Raw genomic sequence first — 16477 nt, forward strand, 5'->3', positions numbered from 1 at the left:
GACCCTTTCCGTGCGGCGGAAGAGAGAGGATGGCGGGCAGTGGTCGGGACAGAGGTCGAGACGGTGGTCGGGGACGCGCGGGACCTGACGCGGGCCCGGATCGAGCAGGCTGCGCTGGAGCTGTTCACCGGCACCGGCTTCGAGCAGGTGACCACCGACGAGGTCGCCGACGCCGCCGGGATCAGCCGGCGCACCTTCTTCCGCTACTTCGCCACCAAGGCCGACGCCGTGTGGGGCGACTTCGCCGGCCACGTCGCACGGCTCGAGGCGCGGCTGGCCGCCACCGACGGCGAGCAGCCGGTGATGGCGTCGATCTGCGCGGCCTACGTGGAGGTCAACGACTACGCCGAGGCCGACCTGCCGCTGCTGCGGCAGCGGATGCGGCTGATCCTCACCGAGCCGGCGCTGCAGGCGCACTCGCAGTTGCGTTACGCCGAGGTCGACCGGGTGGTGGCCGAGCACGTGGCCCGCCGCGGCGGGACCGCGCCGGGCGCGCTGCTGCCCCGGCTGGTCGCCACCAGCACCCGGGCAGCCGCGACGACGGCGTTCGAGGTGTGGCTCGCCGACGGCGGCATCACCCTGGCGGCCTCGCTGCACAGCGCGTTCGACCAGCTCGCCGCCGGCTTCCCCGCCCTGCGCCCGCTGATCCGGGCCTCCCCCCTCCGGGTGGCCGACGGCGCGGCGGGCCCCAGCAGTCCTCCCGGGGAGCCGATGACCTCGGGGTGACCAGCAGCGCCCCCGAGAGCGACGCCACCGGGTCGCGCCGGGACGACGTCCACGTCGTGGTGCACCGCGAGGCGCTGGAGCAGGCCCGGTCGTCCGGTCTCCTCGTCGGGGCGATCGCCGCGGTCGGCTACCCCGCGTGGGCGGTGCTGGACATCGTCCTGGAACCCGCGATCGCCGGCTCGCTCGTGCCGGTGCGGGCGGTCGGCACCGTGCTCATCTGGTGCGCGCTGGCGCTGCTGTGGCGGCACCCGGCGGGCCGGCTGCAACCGGGAGCGCTGATCTTCACCGGCCTGGCCGTCGTCCAGCTGACCACCGCATGGATGCTGGCCGTCGTCGACCACGTCGAGTTCTACCTGCTCGGTCTGTCGCTGGCCCTGCACGGCAGCGGGGTGCTGCTGTCGGTCGGGCTGGGCTGGACCGTCGCGCTGATCTCCACGACGTGGACCGCGCTCGCACTGGCGGTCGCCGCCGACCCCTCACAGCTGAGCGGCCGCACCACCGCGGCCGTGGTGGTGTACCTCGGGCTGACCTCCCTGGTCGCGCTGCTGGCCCACTGGCGGCGCGCCCGGCTGGCGGCGGCGCAGCTGGCCACCCGCGTACGCCTGGACGCCGAGCAGCGCCGTACCCACCAGCTGCTGGTCCGGCTGGAACGGCTCAGCCACGAGGACCCGCTCACCGGGCTGGCGAACCGCCGACGCTGGGACGACGAGCTCGCGGCCGGCTGCACCCGGGCCCGGGAGAGCGGCGAGCGGCTGGCGGTGGTGCTGCTGGACGTCGACCACTTCAAGCACGTGAACGACCAGTTCGGCCACGCGGCCGGGGACGCGGCGCTGCAGGCGGTGGCCGGCCTGCTGCTCAGCCGGGTGCGCGCCGGTGACCTGGTGGCCCGCCTGGGCGGCGACGAGCTCGCCCTGCTGCTGCCCGGTGCCGGGCTGGTGGACGCCGTGCGGCTGGCCGAGCGGGTCCGGGCCGAGGCCCACGACCTGTGGCCGGAGGGGTTCGCCGATCCCGGGGTCAGCCTGTCGCTCGGCGTCGCCGCCGCTGTCGGGGCCGGCGCCGACCCGCGCGGCCTGCTGGCTTCCGCCGACGCGCAGCTGTACCGGGCGAAGACGAGCCGGGACGCCGTCCGGGCGGCCCGGACAGCGCTCGTCTGACGGTGCGGCTGCCCGGGGTCGCTCAGGCGGCCACCGGGTCACCGGTGAGCTCCGCCCGGCGCCGTCGCAGCCGCGCCGGCTCCCGGTACCAGGACACCGCCGCCCCGACGGCGACGAGGACACCCAGCCACCACCACGGCGTGCGGGTCAGCGCCTGGACGACCGCGTATCCCCCGACCAGCACGGAGCACGCCAGGGCGGGCACCGGATGCCCGGTGGCCACGGACAGCCGCCCGTCGAGCAGCCGGACGGCGGCGTCGCGCACCCGTGGGTCCGCCGGCACCGGCCCCCGGCGCGCCGCCCGGTGGGCCGCCCGCGCCCCGTCGTCGCCGAGCCCGGCGGTGACCTCCCGGAACCGGGCGTCCTCCCGGCGGGCGTTCCAGGCTGTGCCCAGACCAGCCGCCACCCCCACGACCAGCCCGCTCAGCAGCGACTGGGGCAGGCCGCGGCCCAGGTCGTCGTGGCTGACGAGCAGTGCGGCGCCGAACCCGACGAGGGCGCAGAGGAGTGCGACGAGCAGGGACTGCGCCCACCAGGGCGGACGCGGAACGGAAACGGCCACCTCGCGAGGGTGGCTGACCGTGGCGCAGGTCACCAGCCCCCGCGCCACGGTCTGCGCGACTCAGGCGGTGGTGGTCTTCTGCGCGATGCCGCGCTGCACCTCCGACGGCCGCTGCTGCTCGCCGGCGTAGGAGCTGACCACGACCAGCGCGCCGGTCAGCGCCGGGACGACCCACTGGAGCTGGTCGAGCCGCTCCTGGGCGACGGCGATCTCGGCGCGGGCCCGCTTGGCGGCCTTGGTGCCCCGCCGCGACGGGGTGGCGCCGCCGGAGGCGACGACCTTGCCCAGCACCCGGCTGTAGGCCGTGACGCCCAGGGCCGCGGCGGTGAGCACCGTCTTCACGGTGGACATGGCGCCGGCGCCCTGCTGCTGGGCGACGCGCTGCTTGTTCGCCTGCAGCTGGCCGACGCTGCCGATCAGGTGCGCGCCGATCGCGGCGGCGTTGACCGGCGTCCACCGGTTCCAGCCGGCGTTGGCCACGGCTCCGGTGGCCTTGGCGCTGCCGGCCTCGCTCGCGGCCTCGTTGAGGGCGACGGCGTTGGCGAGGGTGCCGCCGAACCAGGCCGCGAGGCCGACGTCGTGCAGAGATCGGGACAGGGTGTTGCGCGCCATGGGTGGTCTCCAGTCGTCCGGTGGATGAGCGGCGACCGAGGCGGTCGCCGCGCATGAGCTGCCTGGTACCCCGTGGTTCCGCATCCCACCCGCCGAACACGCCGTTCGCCGCCGGGCGTGGCAGCCTCGGGTCATGGCCGACGCCGACCTGCACTTCTACTTCGACCCGGTGTGCCCGTTCGCCTGGATGACCAGCCGGTGGGTGCGGCTGGTCCAGTCCCAGCGCGACTACACCGTCGACTGGCGGTTCATCTCGCTGCGGCTGGTCAACGCGCACGTCGACTACGACGCGCAGTTCCCGCCGGAGTACGAGGCCGGGCACACCGCCGGGCTGCGGCTGCTGCGGGTGGCCGCCCGCACCCGTGCCGAGCACGGCCGTGCCGCCGTCGGCACGCTGTACGAGGCGCTCGGTCAGCGGATCTTCGACACCGCACCCGAGCCGGGCGCCACCGGCGCCGAGCGGGGCACCCGCAGCTACCTGACACCGGTGCTGGAGCGCACCGGCCTCCCGGCCGCGCTGGCCGACGCGCTGGAGGACAGCTCCTACGACGCCGTCGTCCAGGCCGAGACCGACGAGGCGCTGGCGCTCACCGGCAAGGACGTCGGAACGCCGATCCTGCACGTCCAGCCGCCGGGCGGGCTGGCCTTCTTCGGCCCGGTGATCAGCCGGCTGCCTGCCGAGGAGGACGCCGTCCGGCTGTGGGACCACGTGATCGGCCTGGCCGGCTTCCCCGGGTTCGCCGAGCTCAAGCGCAGCCTGCGCGAGCTGCCCCAGCTGCGCGGGCTCGGCGTCGCCGACGGCGAGGTCGGTGCGCAGGAGGACTGGCACGGCGGCAGCCGCCGCCAGCACAAGTGAGACTGCCCCGGTGACTGAGACTGCCCCGGTGACCGAGAGCCTGACCCACGCCGACTCGATCGTCGTGCACGCAACCCCCGAGGCCGTCTACGACCTGGTGTCGGACGTGACCCGCACCGGCGAGTGGAGCCCGGTCTGCACCGCGTGCTGGTGGGACGAGGGCGCGACCGGGCAGGTGGGCGACTGGTTCACCGGCCGCAACGAGGTGCCCGGCCGCACCTGGGAGACCCGCAGCCAGGTGGTGGCCGCCGAGCGCGGGCGGGAGTTCGCCTGGCTGGTCGGCGGGAGGCTGGTGCGCTGGGGCTTCACCATGACGCCCGTCGAGGGCGGCACCCGGTTGACCGAGTCCTGGGAATTCCTCCCCGCCGGGCTGGCCTTCTTCGCGGAGAACTACGGCGACCAGGCCCCGACCCAGATCGAGAACCGGACCCGGTCGGCGCACGAGGGCATCCCCGCCACGCTCGCCGCGATCAAGCGGATCGCCGAGAAGGGCTGAGGTCAGCCGGCCAGCCACTCCCGCAGCCCGGTGAGCAGCCGGTCGACGTCCGCGTCGTCGCTGTAGGGGGCCAGCCCGACCCGCAGTCCGCCGGCGTCGCCCAGCCCGAGGTGCCGGCTGGCCTCGATCGCGTAGAAGGAGCCGGCGGGGGCGTTGACGCCCCGCTCGGCCAGGTACCGGTGGGCATCGGCGGCGTCCCGGCCGGCGAAGGTCAGCAGCAGGGTGGGAGTGCGCCGGCCCGCGCGTGACCACAGGGTGACGCCGGGCAGCTCCCGGACGCCGGCCTCGATCCGCGCCCGCAGCCGGTCCTCGTGCTTCTCGACCGCGGTCATCGCGGCGGTGAGCCGGGTGCGCCGGTCGCCCTCCGGGCCGGCGATCCCGGCCAGCACGTCGACGGCGGCGGTGGTGCCGGCGAGCAGCTCGTAGGGCAGCGTGCCCAGCTCGAACCGCTCGGGGACGGCGTTCGTCGAGGGCAGGAGCTTGTCCGGGTGCAGCGTCTCCAGCAGCGCCGGCGCGGCGACCAGGCAGCCGCAGTGCGGGCCGAGGAACTTGTACGGCGAGCAGACGAAGAAGTCCGCGCCCAGCGCGGCGACGTCGACCGGGGCGTGCGCGGTGAGGTGCACGCCGTCGACCCAGGTCAACGCGCCGGCGTCATGGGCGAGCGCGCTGATCGCGGCGACGTCGGGGCGGGTGCCGATGAGGTTGGAGGCCCCGGTGACGGCGACCAGCCGGGTCCGCTCGGAGAGCAGCGCGCCGATCGTGGCCGGGTCGAGCTCGCCGGTGGCGGGGTCGAAGTCGGCCCAGCGCACGGTGGCGCCGCGGGCCCCGGCGGCCTGCACCCACGGGCGGATGTTGGCGTCGTGGTCGAGCCGGGTGACGACCACCTCGTCGCCCGGGCCCCAGCCGGCCGACAGCACCCGGGACAGCTCGTAGGTCAGCGCGGTGGCGCTGCGGCCGAAGACGACGCCGCCCGGGTCACCGCCGGTGAGGTCGGCGATCGCCTGCCGGGCGCCGATGACCACGGCGTCGGCGTTGCGCTCCGCCTGGGTGACCGAGCCGCGGTTGGCCATCGGCGCGGTCATCGTCGCGGCGACCGCCTGCGCCACGGCGAGCGGCGTCTGCGACCCGCCCGGCCCGTCGAAGTGGGCGGCCCCGCCGGCCAGGGCGGGGAACTGGGCGCGCAGCGCGGCGACGTCGAAGCTCACCCGGTCACGCTAGCCGCGCCGCCACGGCGGGGCTCCGCCCGCCCGGAGACGAACGGTCAGCGGATCCAGACCGCGACAGATGTCTCGCGCCGATCGACCGCGGCGCTCTGGTCCGCCAGCACCGACGGCGGGAGGCTCACCCGGTCCGCCCTGTTCCGGTGGACGCTCACGCGAGAGAGGAACGCATGACCGCCGTGCCAGCCCAGACGTCGCCCTCCCCCACGGTCGTCCTCGTGCACGGTGCCTGGCACGGCTCCTGGTGCTGGGAGAAGGTGGTCCCCCTCCTCGAGCAGCAGGGGCTGGCGGTCCGCACGGTGGACCTGCCGAGCACCGGCCCCGACGTCGACGCGCTGGGCAGCCTGGACGACGACGTCGCCACCCTCACCGCCGTCCTGGACGAGGTGCCCGGCCCGAAGGTCCTGGTCGGCCACTCCTACGGCGGCCTGCCCATCACCGAGGCCGGCGCCGGCCGGGACGACATCGCGCACCTCGTCTACGTCTGCGCCTTCATGCTGGGCGTCGGCGAGAGCCTGCTCGACGCAGCGGGCGGCCAGCCGATGTCCTGGTGGCAGGTGTCCGAGGACGGTAGGTCGATCACCGCCGGGCGACCGGAGTCGGTCTTCTACGACGACTGCGACCCCGAGGAGGCTGCCGCCGCCGTGGCCCGCCTGACCCCTCAGTCGATGAGCTCGTGCACGACGCCGCTGCGCGTGGCGGCGTGGGAGACCGTGCCGTCGACCTACGTGGTGGCCGACGCCGACCCCGAACTGCCGCAGGCCGTGCAGGAGATGATGGCGGCCGGCAAGGCCGGGCAGGTGCGGCACATCGACTCCGCGCACTCCCCCTTCTTCTCCCGGCCGGCGGAGCTGACCGCCCTGCTCGTCGAGGTCGCCCGGGCCGTCGAGCCGGCCTGATCTCACCGGAGGGCGCCGTGGACGGCACGCCGGCCATTCGGGTTGCGCAGCTCGACGACGTCGCCGCCATCTGCCGGTTCGGCGAGGCGCACGTCCCGCCGCACTACGCGCCGCTGATCGGCGCCGAGGCCGCGGCCGGCCAGGTGCGCACCTGGTGGACCGAGGCGCAGATGGGCGCAGCCGTGGCCGCGGGCCTGGTGGTCGTCGCCGAGGCCGACGGCCAGCTCCTCGGCGTCGCGGAGCGGGGCGGCGTGGGGGCCGACCACGTGATCTGGAAGCTGTACGTCCACCCCGGGCACCGCAGCCGTGGGCTGGGTCCTCGACTGCTCGACGCGCTCATCCGCCAGCTGCCCGCGGGCACCGAGCGGGTGTACGTCGAGCACTTCGCCGCCAACGAACGGGCCGGCGCCTTCTACGAGCGAGTCGGTTTCCGGGTCGATCGGGTCGAATCCGATCCGACCGGGGACCCGGCCCTCGCCGTGGTCTGGCGCGCCCGCCGGCTGGGCTGAGCGGTGGCCGTCACCCGGCCACCGCCGCGACGATCCGGTCCGGGCGCACCAGCACCGAACGGCCGCGCAGCCAGCGGACCAGCTCCGGGGAGCTGAGCGCCGTCGCGTCGACCACCGGCCCCGGCCACTCGGCGGGCACCCGACCACCCGCGGTGAGCACCACCCACCCGTCGCCGAGGACGTCGTCCAGTCGCCCGCCGTCGACGGTCGGCTGCGGCACCAGCGACCCCACCGGCGACCCGGGCGCGAACCGGCGACGGCGCACCAGCGGGCCGGGCCGCAGCGGCGGCGTCCGGCTGTCCGCGGCGAAGGCGGCGACCCCGGGCAGGGCCAGCACGCCCCGGCGGAGCACCGCCGCACCGCGCCCGCCGCCGTTCATCAGCCGGCCCAGCAGCACCGCCAGCCGGATGAGCGCCGTCGCGTGCGGCGCCCGCTCGGCCTGGTGGGTGTCCAGCAGCGCGTCGTCGGCGCCGGCCAGCACCGCGGCCAGCTTCCAGCTGAGCTGGTGCGCGTCGCGCAGCCCGAGCCCCAGCCCCTGGCCGATGAACGGCGGCGTCAGGTGCGCGGCGTCCCCGCACAGCAGCACCCGCCCGGCCCGCCAGCGGTCGGCGACGGCGGCACGGTAGGTGTACTCCGCGGTCCGCACGACCTCGGCGCCGGCCACGCCGAACCGGTCCAGCAGCGCGGGCAGGTCGAGGTCGGCGACCGACTCCCCCGGCGCGAGCCGGAACTCCGCCCGGTACCGGTCCCCGGCGACCGGCATGAAGGTGGCCGGCCGCCGCGGGTCGCTCACCTGGTGCACCCCGGGCCAGACGTCCAGCGGGGCCGCGGAGCGCAGGTCGACCACCAGCCAGCGCTCGGCCGGCCCGAGGTCGCGCAGCCACCCGCCGATCAGCCGGCGCACCGTGCTGTTCGCCCCGTCGCAGCCGAGCACCGCCTCGGCGACCAGCTCCTCCGCCGCCCCGGTCGCCCGGTCGCGCACCCCGAGCCGGACCGCTCCGTCCCGCTGTTCCACGTGCAACACCTCGACGCCGCCGCGCAGCTCGGCCCGGGGCTCGGCGTCCAGCGCCGTGCGCAGCACCGCCTCCAGGTCGGGCTGGCTGAACATCGAGCCCTGCGGCCAGCCGTGCGCCCCGCTCCCCCGGGTGGCCTGCAGCAGCACCCGGTGGTGGGCGTCCAGCAGGCGCAGCCCGGCCATCGGCCGGCTGACCGCGGCGAACGCGTCGCCGACGCCGGCGGCCTGCAGCACCCGCAGCGACTCGTCGTCGAGGTGGACGGCGCGCGGCTGCGGATAGGGCGCGACGTGCCGGTCGAGCACCAGGACGTCGATGCCGCGGCGGGCCAGCAGCAGGGCCGCGGTCACGCCCACCGGGCCGGCGCCCACCACCACCACGGTCACCGGAGGAGTCTCTCCCACCGATTCGTGCCATCTGGCGGAAGCGGATTGGCCGGGAGTGTGACCCGCGGCATAGGTTCCGATTCCGGGCGCAGTGCCGCGCCCGGAGCACCGACGCCCTCGACGGCGAGGGCAGGAGGAGGTCCCCGTGCCCGTCCCCACCCGCGGCGCGATCCTGCGCGAGGCCCCCGGAAAGTGGGAGGTCACCGACCTGCTGGCCGATGACCCCCGCACCGGCGAGATCCAGGTGAAGCTGGCGACGTCGGGGCTGTGCCACTCCGACGACCACATCGCCACCGGCGACATGCCCAGCGGCCACTACCCGATCTGCGGCGGCCACGAGGGCGCCGGTGAGGTGATCGGCGTCGGCGCCGGCGTCACCGACCTCAAGGAGGGCGACCACGTCGTCTTCTCGTTCCTGCCGGCGTGCGGCCGCTGCCGCTGGTGCGCCACCGGCAAGCAGTACCTGTGCGACTCCGGCGCCAACATCGGCATGGGCTCGCGCTGGGACGACGCGGAGAGCTTCCGCTACTCCCTGCCCGACGGCACCCCGGTCGGGCAGATGTGCGGGCTGGGCAGCTTCTCCGAGGTGACCACCATCGACGTCCGGTCCGCGGTGAAGATCGCCCCCGACATCCCGATGGACGTCGCCTGCCTGGTCTCCTGCGGCGTCGGCACCGGCTTCGGCACCGCCACCCAGGCCGGTGACGTCAAGCCCGGCGAGACGGTGGTCGTGATGGGCATCGGCGGCATCGGCATCAACGCCGTGCAGGGCGCGGCCTTCGCCGGCGCCAGCCACGTGATCGCCGTCGACCCGGTGCCGTTCAAGCAGGAGAAGGCCCGCGAGTTCGGCGCCACGCACGCCTTCGGCGACATCGAGGAGGCCGCCGACTTCGCCCGCAGCGTCACCAACGGGCAGGGCGCGGACAAGGCGCTGGTCACCGTGGGCGTCACCACCGGCGAGCACGTGGCCCAGGCGCTGGGCTCGGTGCGCAAGGCCGGGGTGGTCGTGGTGACCGGGCTCGGCCCGGTCTCCGCCGTGGGCCTGCCGATCTCCTCGATGGACTTCACCCTCTTCGGCAAGGAGATCAAGGGCGCGCTGTTCGGCGACCAGAACCCGACCACCGACATCCCGCGGATGCTGCGGCTGTGGCAGGAGGGCAACATCAAGCTCGACGGCCTGATCACCAACCGGTACCGGCTGGACGACGTCAACGCCGGCTACGACGACATGCACGCCGGCAAGAACCTGCGCGGCATCATCGAGTTCGGCTGACGGTGACCACGACGACGACCTCCGCCGCCCGCCTCGACGGCGCCGGCATGGTGCAGACCGCCCGGCAGCGGGTGGTGGCCCGGGTCCGGGAGGCGGAGGTCGTCGCCGCCGCGCTGGCGGCAGGCCGCAACGTGGTGCTGGAGGGACCGCCCGGCACCGGGAAGACCACGCTGCTGCGGGCGCTGGCCGACGGCACCGGGGTGCCGCTGGTGCTGGTCGAGGGCAACGCCGAGCTCACCCCCACCCGGCTGGTCGGCCACCACGACGCCTCCCGGGTGCTCACCGAGGACTACCGGCCGGAGAACTTCGTGCCCGGCCCGCTCACCCGGGCGATGACCGAGGGGGCGCTCCTCTACGTGGAGGAGTTCAACCGGGTGCCCGAGGAGACGATGAACGTGCTGCTCGGGGTGCTCTCCGAACGCGAGATGCACGTGCCCCGCTACGGCCGGGTGCCCGCCCGGCCGACGTTCCGGCTGGTCGCGGCGATGAACCCGTTCGACGCCGTCGGCACCGCCCGGATCACCCCGGCGCTGTACGACCGGTCGTGCCGGGTCGCGATGGGCTACCAGACCGAGGACGACGAGCGGGCCGTGGTGGCCACCGCCACCGGCGGCCCCGCACCGCTGCTGCACCGCGCGGTGCGGGCGGTGCGGATCACCCGCGACCACCCGGAGCTGCGGATCGGCTCCTCGGTCCGCGGCGCGATCGACACGGTGCTGATCGCCCGCGAGCTCGCAGCCGTGCGCGGCCTGGAGCCGGCCGACGAGGAGGTCGGCACCGACGCCGCGCTCGCCGCGCTGACCGGCAAGGTCACCGTCACCGACGGACTGGCCCGCCCGGTCGAGGACGTCGTCCGGGACATCTGGCGCCGGGCCGGTGAGGAGCTGGGAAAAGACTGACCCCCGGGCCCGAGCCGGGGGAACCGGCGCCCGCACCTCCGCCCCCGCCGCCGCCCGACCGCCTCGCCGACCCGCCGGGACGGCGTCCGGCGCAGCCCGCCCCGGTCAGCGAGGACGCCGACGTCGAGGCGCTGCTGCGCGGGCAGCGGACCCCGCGGGCCGGGCGGGCGGAGCTGGCCCGCGCGCACCCGGACCTTCCGCAGGTCAGCCCGGAGGCCGGTCAGCTGGACGAGGCGGCGCTGGCCGAGGTGGCCGGCCGGGACCCCGACGCGGCGGTGCGGCTGCTGACCGCGCTGGGGCGCGCGGTCGACCCGGCGCTGCGGGCCGCCGCCCGGGCGCTCGCCGCGCGGCTGCCGGTGACCGCCCCCCGCCGGGGCCAGCCGGACCGGCCGGGCAGCCGGCGGGTGGTGACCCGCCGCGACCCCACCGGGTCCGACGTCGACCTGGACGCCACGCTGGCCGCCCGGGGGGCCGAGCCGCACTGGCGGGCCGAGCACCTGCACACCCGCGGCTGGCGGGCGACCGGCCGGGCCTGCGTGTTGCTGGTCGACGCCTCCGGCTCGGTGGCCGGCGACGAGCTGGCCGCGGCGGTGCTGACGGCGTCGGCGCTCACCCAGCGCATGCGGCCGGGCGACGAGCTTGCCGTCGTCGCGTTCTGGTCGACGGCGGTGGTGCTGCAGCCGCTGTCCGCGGTCGCGCGGCCCGAGCTCGTCGTCGACCGGCTGTTCGACCTGCGCGGCGGCGGCACCACCGACCTGGACCTGGCGCTGCGGACGGCGGCTCGGGAGCTGGCCCGCACCCGGACGGCGGCGCGGGACGTGCTGCTGCTGTCCGACGGGATGCCCACCGACAGCCCCGATCCCCGGCCGGCCGCCGCCTCGCTCACCCGCGCGGGGGCGCGGCTGCACGTGCTGGGGCTGTCCACCGACGAGGAGTCGGTGGCGAACTGCGCCGCGCTGGCCGCGGCCGGCGGGGGCCGCAGTGCGCCGCTGCACCGCCCCGCGCTGGCCCCGGCCGCGGTCCGCGCGCTCCTGGACTAGGCGCCCGGCTCCAGGTCGTTGAGGTCGATCGGCGACTCCGGCGCGGTGATGTCGAACTCCTCGCCGTGCTCGCTGAGGGTCAGCGTCTGGTTCTCGTCGCCCTGGTTCACGATCTCCAGCGGGTAGGGCTCGCCCTCGGCGGCGACGGCCACGGTGCTGCCGTCGGTCTGGGTGACGACGACGACCGGCTGGCCATCGCGCTCGTCGGTGCTGACCTCGTCCTCGATCTCGGTGGTCGGGTTGCGCAGCTCCTCGACCAGGGTGGCGAGGGTGAGCTCCTCGAACCCGGTGGCGCCCGCCTCGGGCACGACGACCCAGGCGCCGTCCAGCTGGCCGGCGAGGTCGGCCGGCACGCCGGAGGCGGTCCAGAAGTCGCCCGGGGCCTGCATGTAGACGACGCCGCCGGTGCGCAGCAGGCCGATGGTCTGGCCACCCGCGGCCACGGTGCCGTCGACGTCGTCGCCCTGCATGACCAGGTCGATGCTCCCCGTCTCCGCACCCATGCCGGCGCTGCCCGTGACGTGCACCGAGCCGGCCTCCTCGAGGGCGTCGGCGGCGGCAGCCGAGACCTCGGCGCCGGTCTGGTCGGCGAGACCGGACTCGCTGCTGGTCTCCGAGGCCGACGGCGACGACGACTCGCTGGTCGTGTCGCTGTCCCCGCCACAGCCGGCGAGCAGGACGGCGGTGAGTCCTGCGGTGGCGCCGGCAGTGGCCAGCCTGCGGATCTGCATGGGGTCTCCGTTCCTCTGCGCCGCGGACACGCTCGTCGCGTCCCGGCCAGGGCATCATCCCCGGTGCGCTGCCGCGCCACTCACCGGCGCACCGGCGGCCGGACCGCCACCCCGGCCCGTGCCGGGTCCAGCGGCACCGCCGAGCGCAGCACCGCGGGGCCGAGCCGCAGCACCCCGCCGGTCCGGGGCGCGCAGCGCACCCCACCCCGGCCGCGCATGCCGCGGTGCGCGCCCGGCGCGAGCACCCGGTCCAGCCAGGCGCAGGGGTGGGCGGGCCGGCCGCCGGCGAGCACCACCTCCCCCTCCCCGCAGTCGAGGCTGAGCTCGCTCCCCCGCAGCGCCTCGACCTCGGCGCCGCGCAGGACGACGTTGCGCCGGGTGGCCAGCGCGTCGAGCGGGCCGCTGCCCAGCTCCGCGGCCAGCTCCTCGACCGCCTCCACGGCGAGCACGGTCACCGACGCGTCCCGGTGCGCGGGCTTCCCGAAGTAGCGGTCGCCGACGACGCCCAGCCCGGCCCGCACCTCGATCCGGTCCCGCCGCTCCACCGGCCGCGCGGCGACGGCGTCGTCCGGCCGCCCGTCGTAGCGGTGCTCCGGCGAGGCGAGCAGGCCGACGACCTCGACGTCGTAGCGGTACGGCAGGTCGTCGGTCACCGCTCGGCGGTGCGGTGGATGGGGCCGGCGACCTCCGCCAGCCGCTCACCGCTGCCACCCCAGCGGTCGGAGATGATCTCCGCGGCGATCGAGATGGCCGTCTCCTCGGGCGTGCGGGCGCCCAGGTCCAGCCCGATCGGCGAGGAGAGCCGCGCCAGCTCGGCTTCGGTCAGCCCTGCCTCCGACAGCCGCGCGAGTCGTTCGGTGTGCGTCCGTCGCGATCCCATCGCGCCGACATAGGCCACCGGCAGCCGCAGCGCGACCTCCAGCAGCGGGACGTCGAACTTCGGGTCGTGGGTGAGCACGCACAGCACGGTGCGCTCGTCGATCCGCCCGGCGTCCACCTCGGCCTGCAGGTACCGGTGCGGCCACTCGACCACCACCTCGTGGGCATCCGGGAAGCGGCGGGCGGTGGCGAACACCGGCCGGGCATCGCAGACGGTGACCCGGTACCCGAGGAAGGCGCCCACCCGGGCGACGGCGGCGGCGAAGTCGATCGCGCCGAAGACCACCATCCGCGCGGGCGGGGCGAAGGAGGAGACGAACAGGGTCAGCTCGTCGCCGCGCCGCTCGCCGTCGTGGCCGTAGGTCAGCGTCGCCGTTCGCCCGGCGGCCAGCAGGCCGCGGGCGTCGTCGGCGACGGCGTCGTCCAGCCGCTGCGCGCCCAACGTGCCGGACGTGCGGTCCGGCCAGAGCACCAGCCGCTTGCCGAGGCGGTCGTCGGGCCCGCGCACGCAGGTGACGACGGCGACCGGCTCGTGCGCCCCCACCGACGCGGCGACCTCACCGAGCTCGGGGAAGGACTCCCGGGACACCGACTCCACGTAGACGTCGAGGATCCCGCCGCAGGTCAGGCCGACGGCGAAGGCGTCGTCGTCGCTCACGCCGTAGCGCTGCAGCGACGGCGTCCCGGTCGCGACGGCGTCCCGGGCCTCCTCGTAGACCGCACCCTCGACGCACCCGCCGGAGACGCTGCCCACCGCCGTCCCGTCCGGCCCGACCAGCATCGCCGCGCCCGGCGGACGGGGTGCGGACCGCCAGGTGCCCACCACGGTGCCCACGCCGACCGTCTCCCCGGCCTGCCACCACCCGACCAGGTCCTCAAGAACTTCACGCATGGGTCATCACCTTCGCCAGCTCCTCGAACGCGGCCAGGCTGTGCCCGGCGACGAAGTGGTCGACCGACGGCAGCGCCGCCACCATCCCGCTGGTCAGCGGCTCGTAGCCGGAGCGGCCCTTGTGCGGGTTCACCCAGACGACGGCGTGCGCGAGCCGGTGCAGCCGGGCCATCTGCTCGCCCAGCAGCTCCGCGCCCCCGCGCTCCCAGCCGTCGCTGCACACCACGACGACGGCGCCGCGGGCGGTGCCGCGCTGGCCCCAGCGGTCCAGGAACGCCTTCAGCACCTCGCCGATCCGGGTGCCGCCGGACCAGTCGGGGATCGCCGCGCCCCCGGCGGCCAGGGCACGGTCGGGGTCGCGCAGCCGCAGCTCGCGGGTGACCCGGGTGAGCCGGGTGCCGATGGTGAACACCTCGGTGGACGCCGGGCGGGCCCGGACGGCGGCGTGCGCGAAGCGCAGCAGCGCGTCGGCGTAGGGGCTCATCGAGCCGGAGACGTCGATCAGCAGCACGACCCGGCGCGGCCGGGGCCGGGCCTGGCGGTGGTGCAGCCGGCGCACCTCACCCCCGTCGCGCAGCGCCCGGCGCACGGTGCGCCCGGCGTCGACGGTGCCGTGCGGGGAGGGCCCGCGCCGGCGTGAGCGGCGCATGGGGGTGGCCGGGGCGAGCAGCGCGAACAGCCGGCGGAGCTCGGCGCGCTCGGCCGTGGTCAGCTCGGCGACGTCCCGGTGGCGCAGCACCTCCTCGCCGCTGGCCTTCGTCGCCAGGTCCGAGGGCTCCTCGCCGGGCTCGCCGCCGTCCCCGCTGCCCAGCGGGGCGATGTGCGCGACCCGCGGTTGCTCCTCCGGCGACCCGCGCCGCTGGCGGGGCGCCTCGCCGCCGAAGAAGGCGGCGAACGCGGCGTCGTAGCGGTCGAGGTCGTCGGGGCTGCCGCACAGGGTCAGCCGGCCGGCCCAGTAGACGGCGGTGGCGTCGAGGACGTCGAGGTGCGCCACCGCGGCCAGCATCGCCTCGACCCGGTCGGGCGAGGCGGCGACCCCGGCGTGCCGCAGCGTGCGGGCGAACCCCAGCACGGTCGAGACGACGTCACCCACCGAAGAGCGCCCCTCGGGCCAGCGAGCGCACCCGCTCGCCGTCCTCCCGGTACTTCAGCACCGCGCCGAGGGTGCGGGCCGCGGTGTCCGGGTCGAGTTCGCGGCAGCCCAGGGCGTGCAGCGCGCTCGCCCAGTCCATCGCCTCGGCGACACCGGGGGGCTTGAGCAGGTCCAGCTCGCGCAGCCGGCCGGTCGCCTGCGCGACCTGGCGGGCCAGCTCCTCGGTCACCTCGGGCAGCCGGCGGCGCAGGATCGCGACCTCGCGCTCGAAGTCCGGGTGTTCCAGCCAGTGGTAGAGGCAACGGCGCTTGAGCGCGTCGTGCACCTCGCGGGTGCGGTTGGAGGTGAGCACGACCAGCGGCGGCGTCTCCGCCCGGATGGTGCCCAGCTCCGGGACGGAGATGGTGAAGTCGCTGAGCACCTCCAGCAGGAACGCCTCGAACTCGTCGTCGGCCCGGTCGACCTCGTCGACCAGCAGCACCGACGGGGAGTCCTCCAGCGCCTGCAGGAGCGGGCGGGCCAGCAGGAACCGCCGGTCGTAGAGCCCGGCCTCCAGCTGCGCCACGTCGTCGGGGGAGGCGGCGGAGCCGGTCGCGTGGGCGGCCTCGGCGGCGCGCAGGTGCAGCAGCTGGCGGCCGAAGTCCCAGTCGTAGAGGGCGTGGCTGGCCTCCAGCCCCTCGTAGCACTGGAGCCGGTACAGCGGCCGGCCGGTGACCTCGGCCAGCGCCCGGGCCAGCGCGGTCTTGCCGACGCCGGCCTCGCCCTCCAGGAACAGCGGCCGGTGCATGACCAACGCCAGGTACGCCGCCGTCGCCAGGCCCTCGTCCGGCAGGTAGCCGGTCGACTCGAGGGCGTCGGCGAGCGCGGCGGGGTCGGTGGGTTGGGTCACGCTCCGCAGCATCTCACCGCTGACGGCGGCGGGTCACTCCTCGGCCATCGCCGGCAGGTAGTCCTCGTAGCTGGCGATGACGTCCTCCAGCTCGATGACGTCGGGGAAGTCGGCGACGTCCTGGTGCCGGCGGAGGAACCGCACCGTGCGCAGCACGACGTCCTCCTCGTCGTCGGAGCCCAGCCGGTCGAGCGCCTCGGGGGTGAGCGTGAACCAGGTGGTCACGTCGTCGGCCTCGGTGGCCTGCACGACCACGTACTCGTGCTCGCCCTGTGCCCTGATCTCGATGTCGTCGTCCGCCACGAGGGACCCCCTACCCGCGCCGGCTGCGGGAAACGCAGGTCAGGC

At 75.9% G+C, this 16477-nt stretch carries 19 protein-coding genes; 9 read left to right on the plus strand and 10 right to left on the minus strand.

Annotated elements, in window-relative coordinates:
- Nucleotides 1-39: 39 nt before the first annotated feature.
- Together mftR and ACI783_RS12790 are read left to right on the plus strand one after the other, a co-directional pair.
- A complete protein-coding gene (gene mftR, locus ACI783_RS12785) occupies nt 40-726 on the plus strand; it encodes a mycofactocin system transcriptional regulator (RefSeq protein ID WP_457140781.1) in 687 nt (228 codons plus the stop codon).
- On the plus strand, nt 723-1880 hold the full coding sequence (locus ACI783_RS12790; RefSeq protein WP_457140782.1) for a diguanylate cyclase: 1158 nt from the start codon (nt 723-725) through the stop codon (nt 1878-1880). The genes mftR and ACI783_RS12790 overlap by 4 nt, the downstream gene beginning before the upstream one ends.
- A 22-nt stretch (nt 1881-1902) precedes the next feature.
- On the opposite strand, the gene ACI783_RS12795 is transcribed toward ACI783_RS12790, so the two are convergent.
- Both ACI783_RS12795 and ACI783_RS12800 read right to left on the minus strand, forming a co-directional pair.
- On the minus strand, nt 1903-2442 hold the full coding sequence (locus tag ACI783_RS12795; protein WP_457140783.1) for a hypothetical protein: 540 nt from the start codon (nt 2440-2442) through the stop codon (nt 1903-1905).
- A 60-nt stretch (nt 2443-2502) separates the two neighbouring features.
- Nucleotides 2503-3054, minus strand: a complete 552-nt coding sequence (locus ACI783_RS12800) for a hypothetical protein (RefSeq protein WP_457140784.1) — start codon at nt 3052-3054, stop codon at nt 2503-2505.
- 133 nt (nt 3055-3187) lie between these two features.
- Between ACI783_RS12800 and ACI783_RS12805 the strand changes: the two genes are divergently transcribed.
- Together ACI783_RS12805 and ACI783_RS12810 are read left to right on the plus strand one after the other, a co-directional pair.
- A complete protein-coding gene (locus ACI783_RS12805) occupies nt 3188-3910 on the plus strand; it encodes a mycothiol-dependent nitroreductase Rv2466c family protein (protein WP_457140785.1) in 723 nt (240 codons plus the stop codon).
- Between the two features lie 10 nt (nt 3911-3920).
- Entirely contained in the window at nt 3921-4406 is a 486-nt protein-coding gene (locus ACI783_RS12810) for an SRPBCC family protein (protein WP_457140786.1), read from the plus strand.
- A gap of 2 nt (nt 4407-4408) precedes the next feature.
- Here ACI783_RS12810 and ACI783_RS12815 read toward each other — a convergent pair whose 3' ends face one another.
- Entirely contained in the window at nt 4409-5611 is a 1203-nt protein-coding gene (locus tag ACI783_RS12815; protein ID WP_457140787.1) for a cysteine desulfurase-like protein, read from the minus strand.
- 185 nt (nt 5612-5796) lie between these two features.
- Between ACI783_RS12815 and ACI783_RS12820 the strand changes: the two genes are divergently transcribed.
- Both ACI783_RS12820 and ACI783_RS12825 read left to right on the plus strand, forming a co-directional pair.
- Nucleotides 5797-6525 carry an alpha/beta fold hydrolase gene (locus ACI783_RS12820; protein WP_457140788.1) on the plus strand — a complete coding sequence of 243 codons (729 nt, stop codon included), beginning with the start codon at nt 5797-5799 and terminating at the stop codon, nt 6523-6525.
- A 17-nt stretch (nt 6526-6542) separates the two neighbouring features.
- Entirely contained in the window at nt 6543-7034 is a 492-nt protein-coding gene (locus tag ACI783_RS12825; protein ID WP_457140789.1) for a GNAT family N-acetyltransferase, read from the plus strand.
- A 10-nt stretch (nt 7035-7044) separates the two neighbouring features.
- Here ACI783_RS12825 and ACI783_RS12830 read toward each other — a convergent pair whose 3' ends face one another.
- A complete protein-coding gene (locus ACI783_RS12830; protein ID WP_457140790.1) occupies nt 7045-8433 on the minus strand; it encodes a bifunctional 3-(3-hydroxy-phenyl)propionate/3-hydroxycinnamic acid hydroxylase in 1389 nt (462 codons plus the stop codon).
- Between the two features lie 145 nt (nt 8434-8578).
- On the opposite strand from ACI783_RS12830, the gene ACI783_RS12835 reads away from it, so the two are divergent.
- The 3 genes from ACI783_RS12835 to ACI783_RS12845 all read left to right on the plus strand — a co-directional run bounded on the left by ACI783_RS12835 (nt 8579) and on the right by ACI783_RS12845 (nt 11645).
- Entirely contained in the window at nt 8579-9706 is a 1128-nt protein-coding gene (locus ACI783_RS12835) for an NDMA-dependent alcohol dehydrogenase (RefSeq protein WP_457140791.1), read from the plus strand.
- A gap of 2 nt (nt 9707-9708) precedes the next feature.
- Nucleotides 9709-10605, plus strand: a complete 897-nt coding sequence (locus ACI783_RS12840; RefSeq protein WP_457140792.1) for an AAA family ATPase — start codon at nt 9709-9711, stop codon at nt 10603-10605.
- Between the two features lie 248 nt (nt 10606-10853).
- Nucleotides 10854-11645: a vWA domain-containing protein gene (locus ACI783_RS12845; RefSeq protein WP_457140793.1), complete on the plus strand. Its 792-nt coding sequence runs from the start codon at nt 10854-10856 to the stop codon at nt 11643-11645.
- Here the strand turns inward: ACI783_RS12845 and ACI783_RS12850 are convergent.
- The 6 genes from ACI783_RS12850 to ACI783_RS12875 all read right to left on the minus strand — a co-directional run bounded on the left by ACI783_RS12850 (nt 11642) and on the right by ACI783_RS12875 (nt 16432).
- Complete coding sequence (locus tag ACI783_RS12850) at nt 11642-12376, minus strand: hypothetical protein (protein WP_457140794.1); 735 nt, start codon at nt 12374-12376, stop codon at nt 11642-11644. The genes ACI783_RS12845 and ACI783_RS12850 overlap by 4 nt on opposite strands.
- An 80-nt stretch (nt 12377-12456) precedes the next feature.
- Nucleotides 12457-13029 (minus strand): MOSC domain-containing protein, encoded by a 573-nt coding sequence (locus tag ACI783_RS12855; RefSeq protein ID WP_457140795.1) that lies wholly within the window; start codon nt 13027-13029, stop codon nt 12457-12459.
- Nucleotides 13026-14147, minus strand: a complete 1122-nt coding sequence (locus tag ACI783_RS12860) for an XdhC family protein (RefSeq protein WP_457140796.1) — start codon at nt 14145-14147, stop codon at nt 13026-13028. Before ACI783_RS12860 ends, ACI783_RS12855 begins: the two co-directional genes overlap by 4 nt.
- Nucleotides 14140-15240, minus strand: a complete 1101-nt coding sequence (locus tag ACI783_RS12865) for a vWA domain-containing protein (protein ID WP_457140797.1) — start codon at nt 15238-15240, stop codon at nt 14140-14142. The genes ACI783_RS12860 and ACI783_RS12865 overlap by 8 nt, the downstream gene beginning before the upstream one ends.
- The gene (locus ACI783_RS12870) at nt 15233-16129 is read right to left on the minus strand and encodes an AAA family ATPase (protein ID WP_457140798.1); all 897 of its coding nucleotides are present in this window, start codon (nt 16127-16129) and stop codon (nt 15233-15235) included. The genes ACI783_RS12865 and ACI783_RS12870 overlap by 8 nt, the downstream gene beginning before the upstream one ends.
- 33 nt (nt 16130-16162) lie before the next feature.
- Nucleotides 16163-16432, minus strand: coding sequence for a hypothetical protein (locus ACI783_RS12875; RefSeq protein WP_457140799.1), 270 nt, complete (start codon nt 16430-16432; stop codon nt 16163-16165).
- Nucleotides 16433-16477: the final 45 nt, after the last annotated feature.

The sequence above is a fragment of the Modestobacter sp. SYSU DS0511 genome (assembly GCF_054050755.1).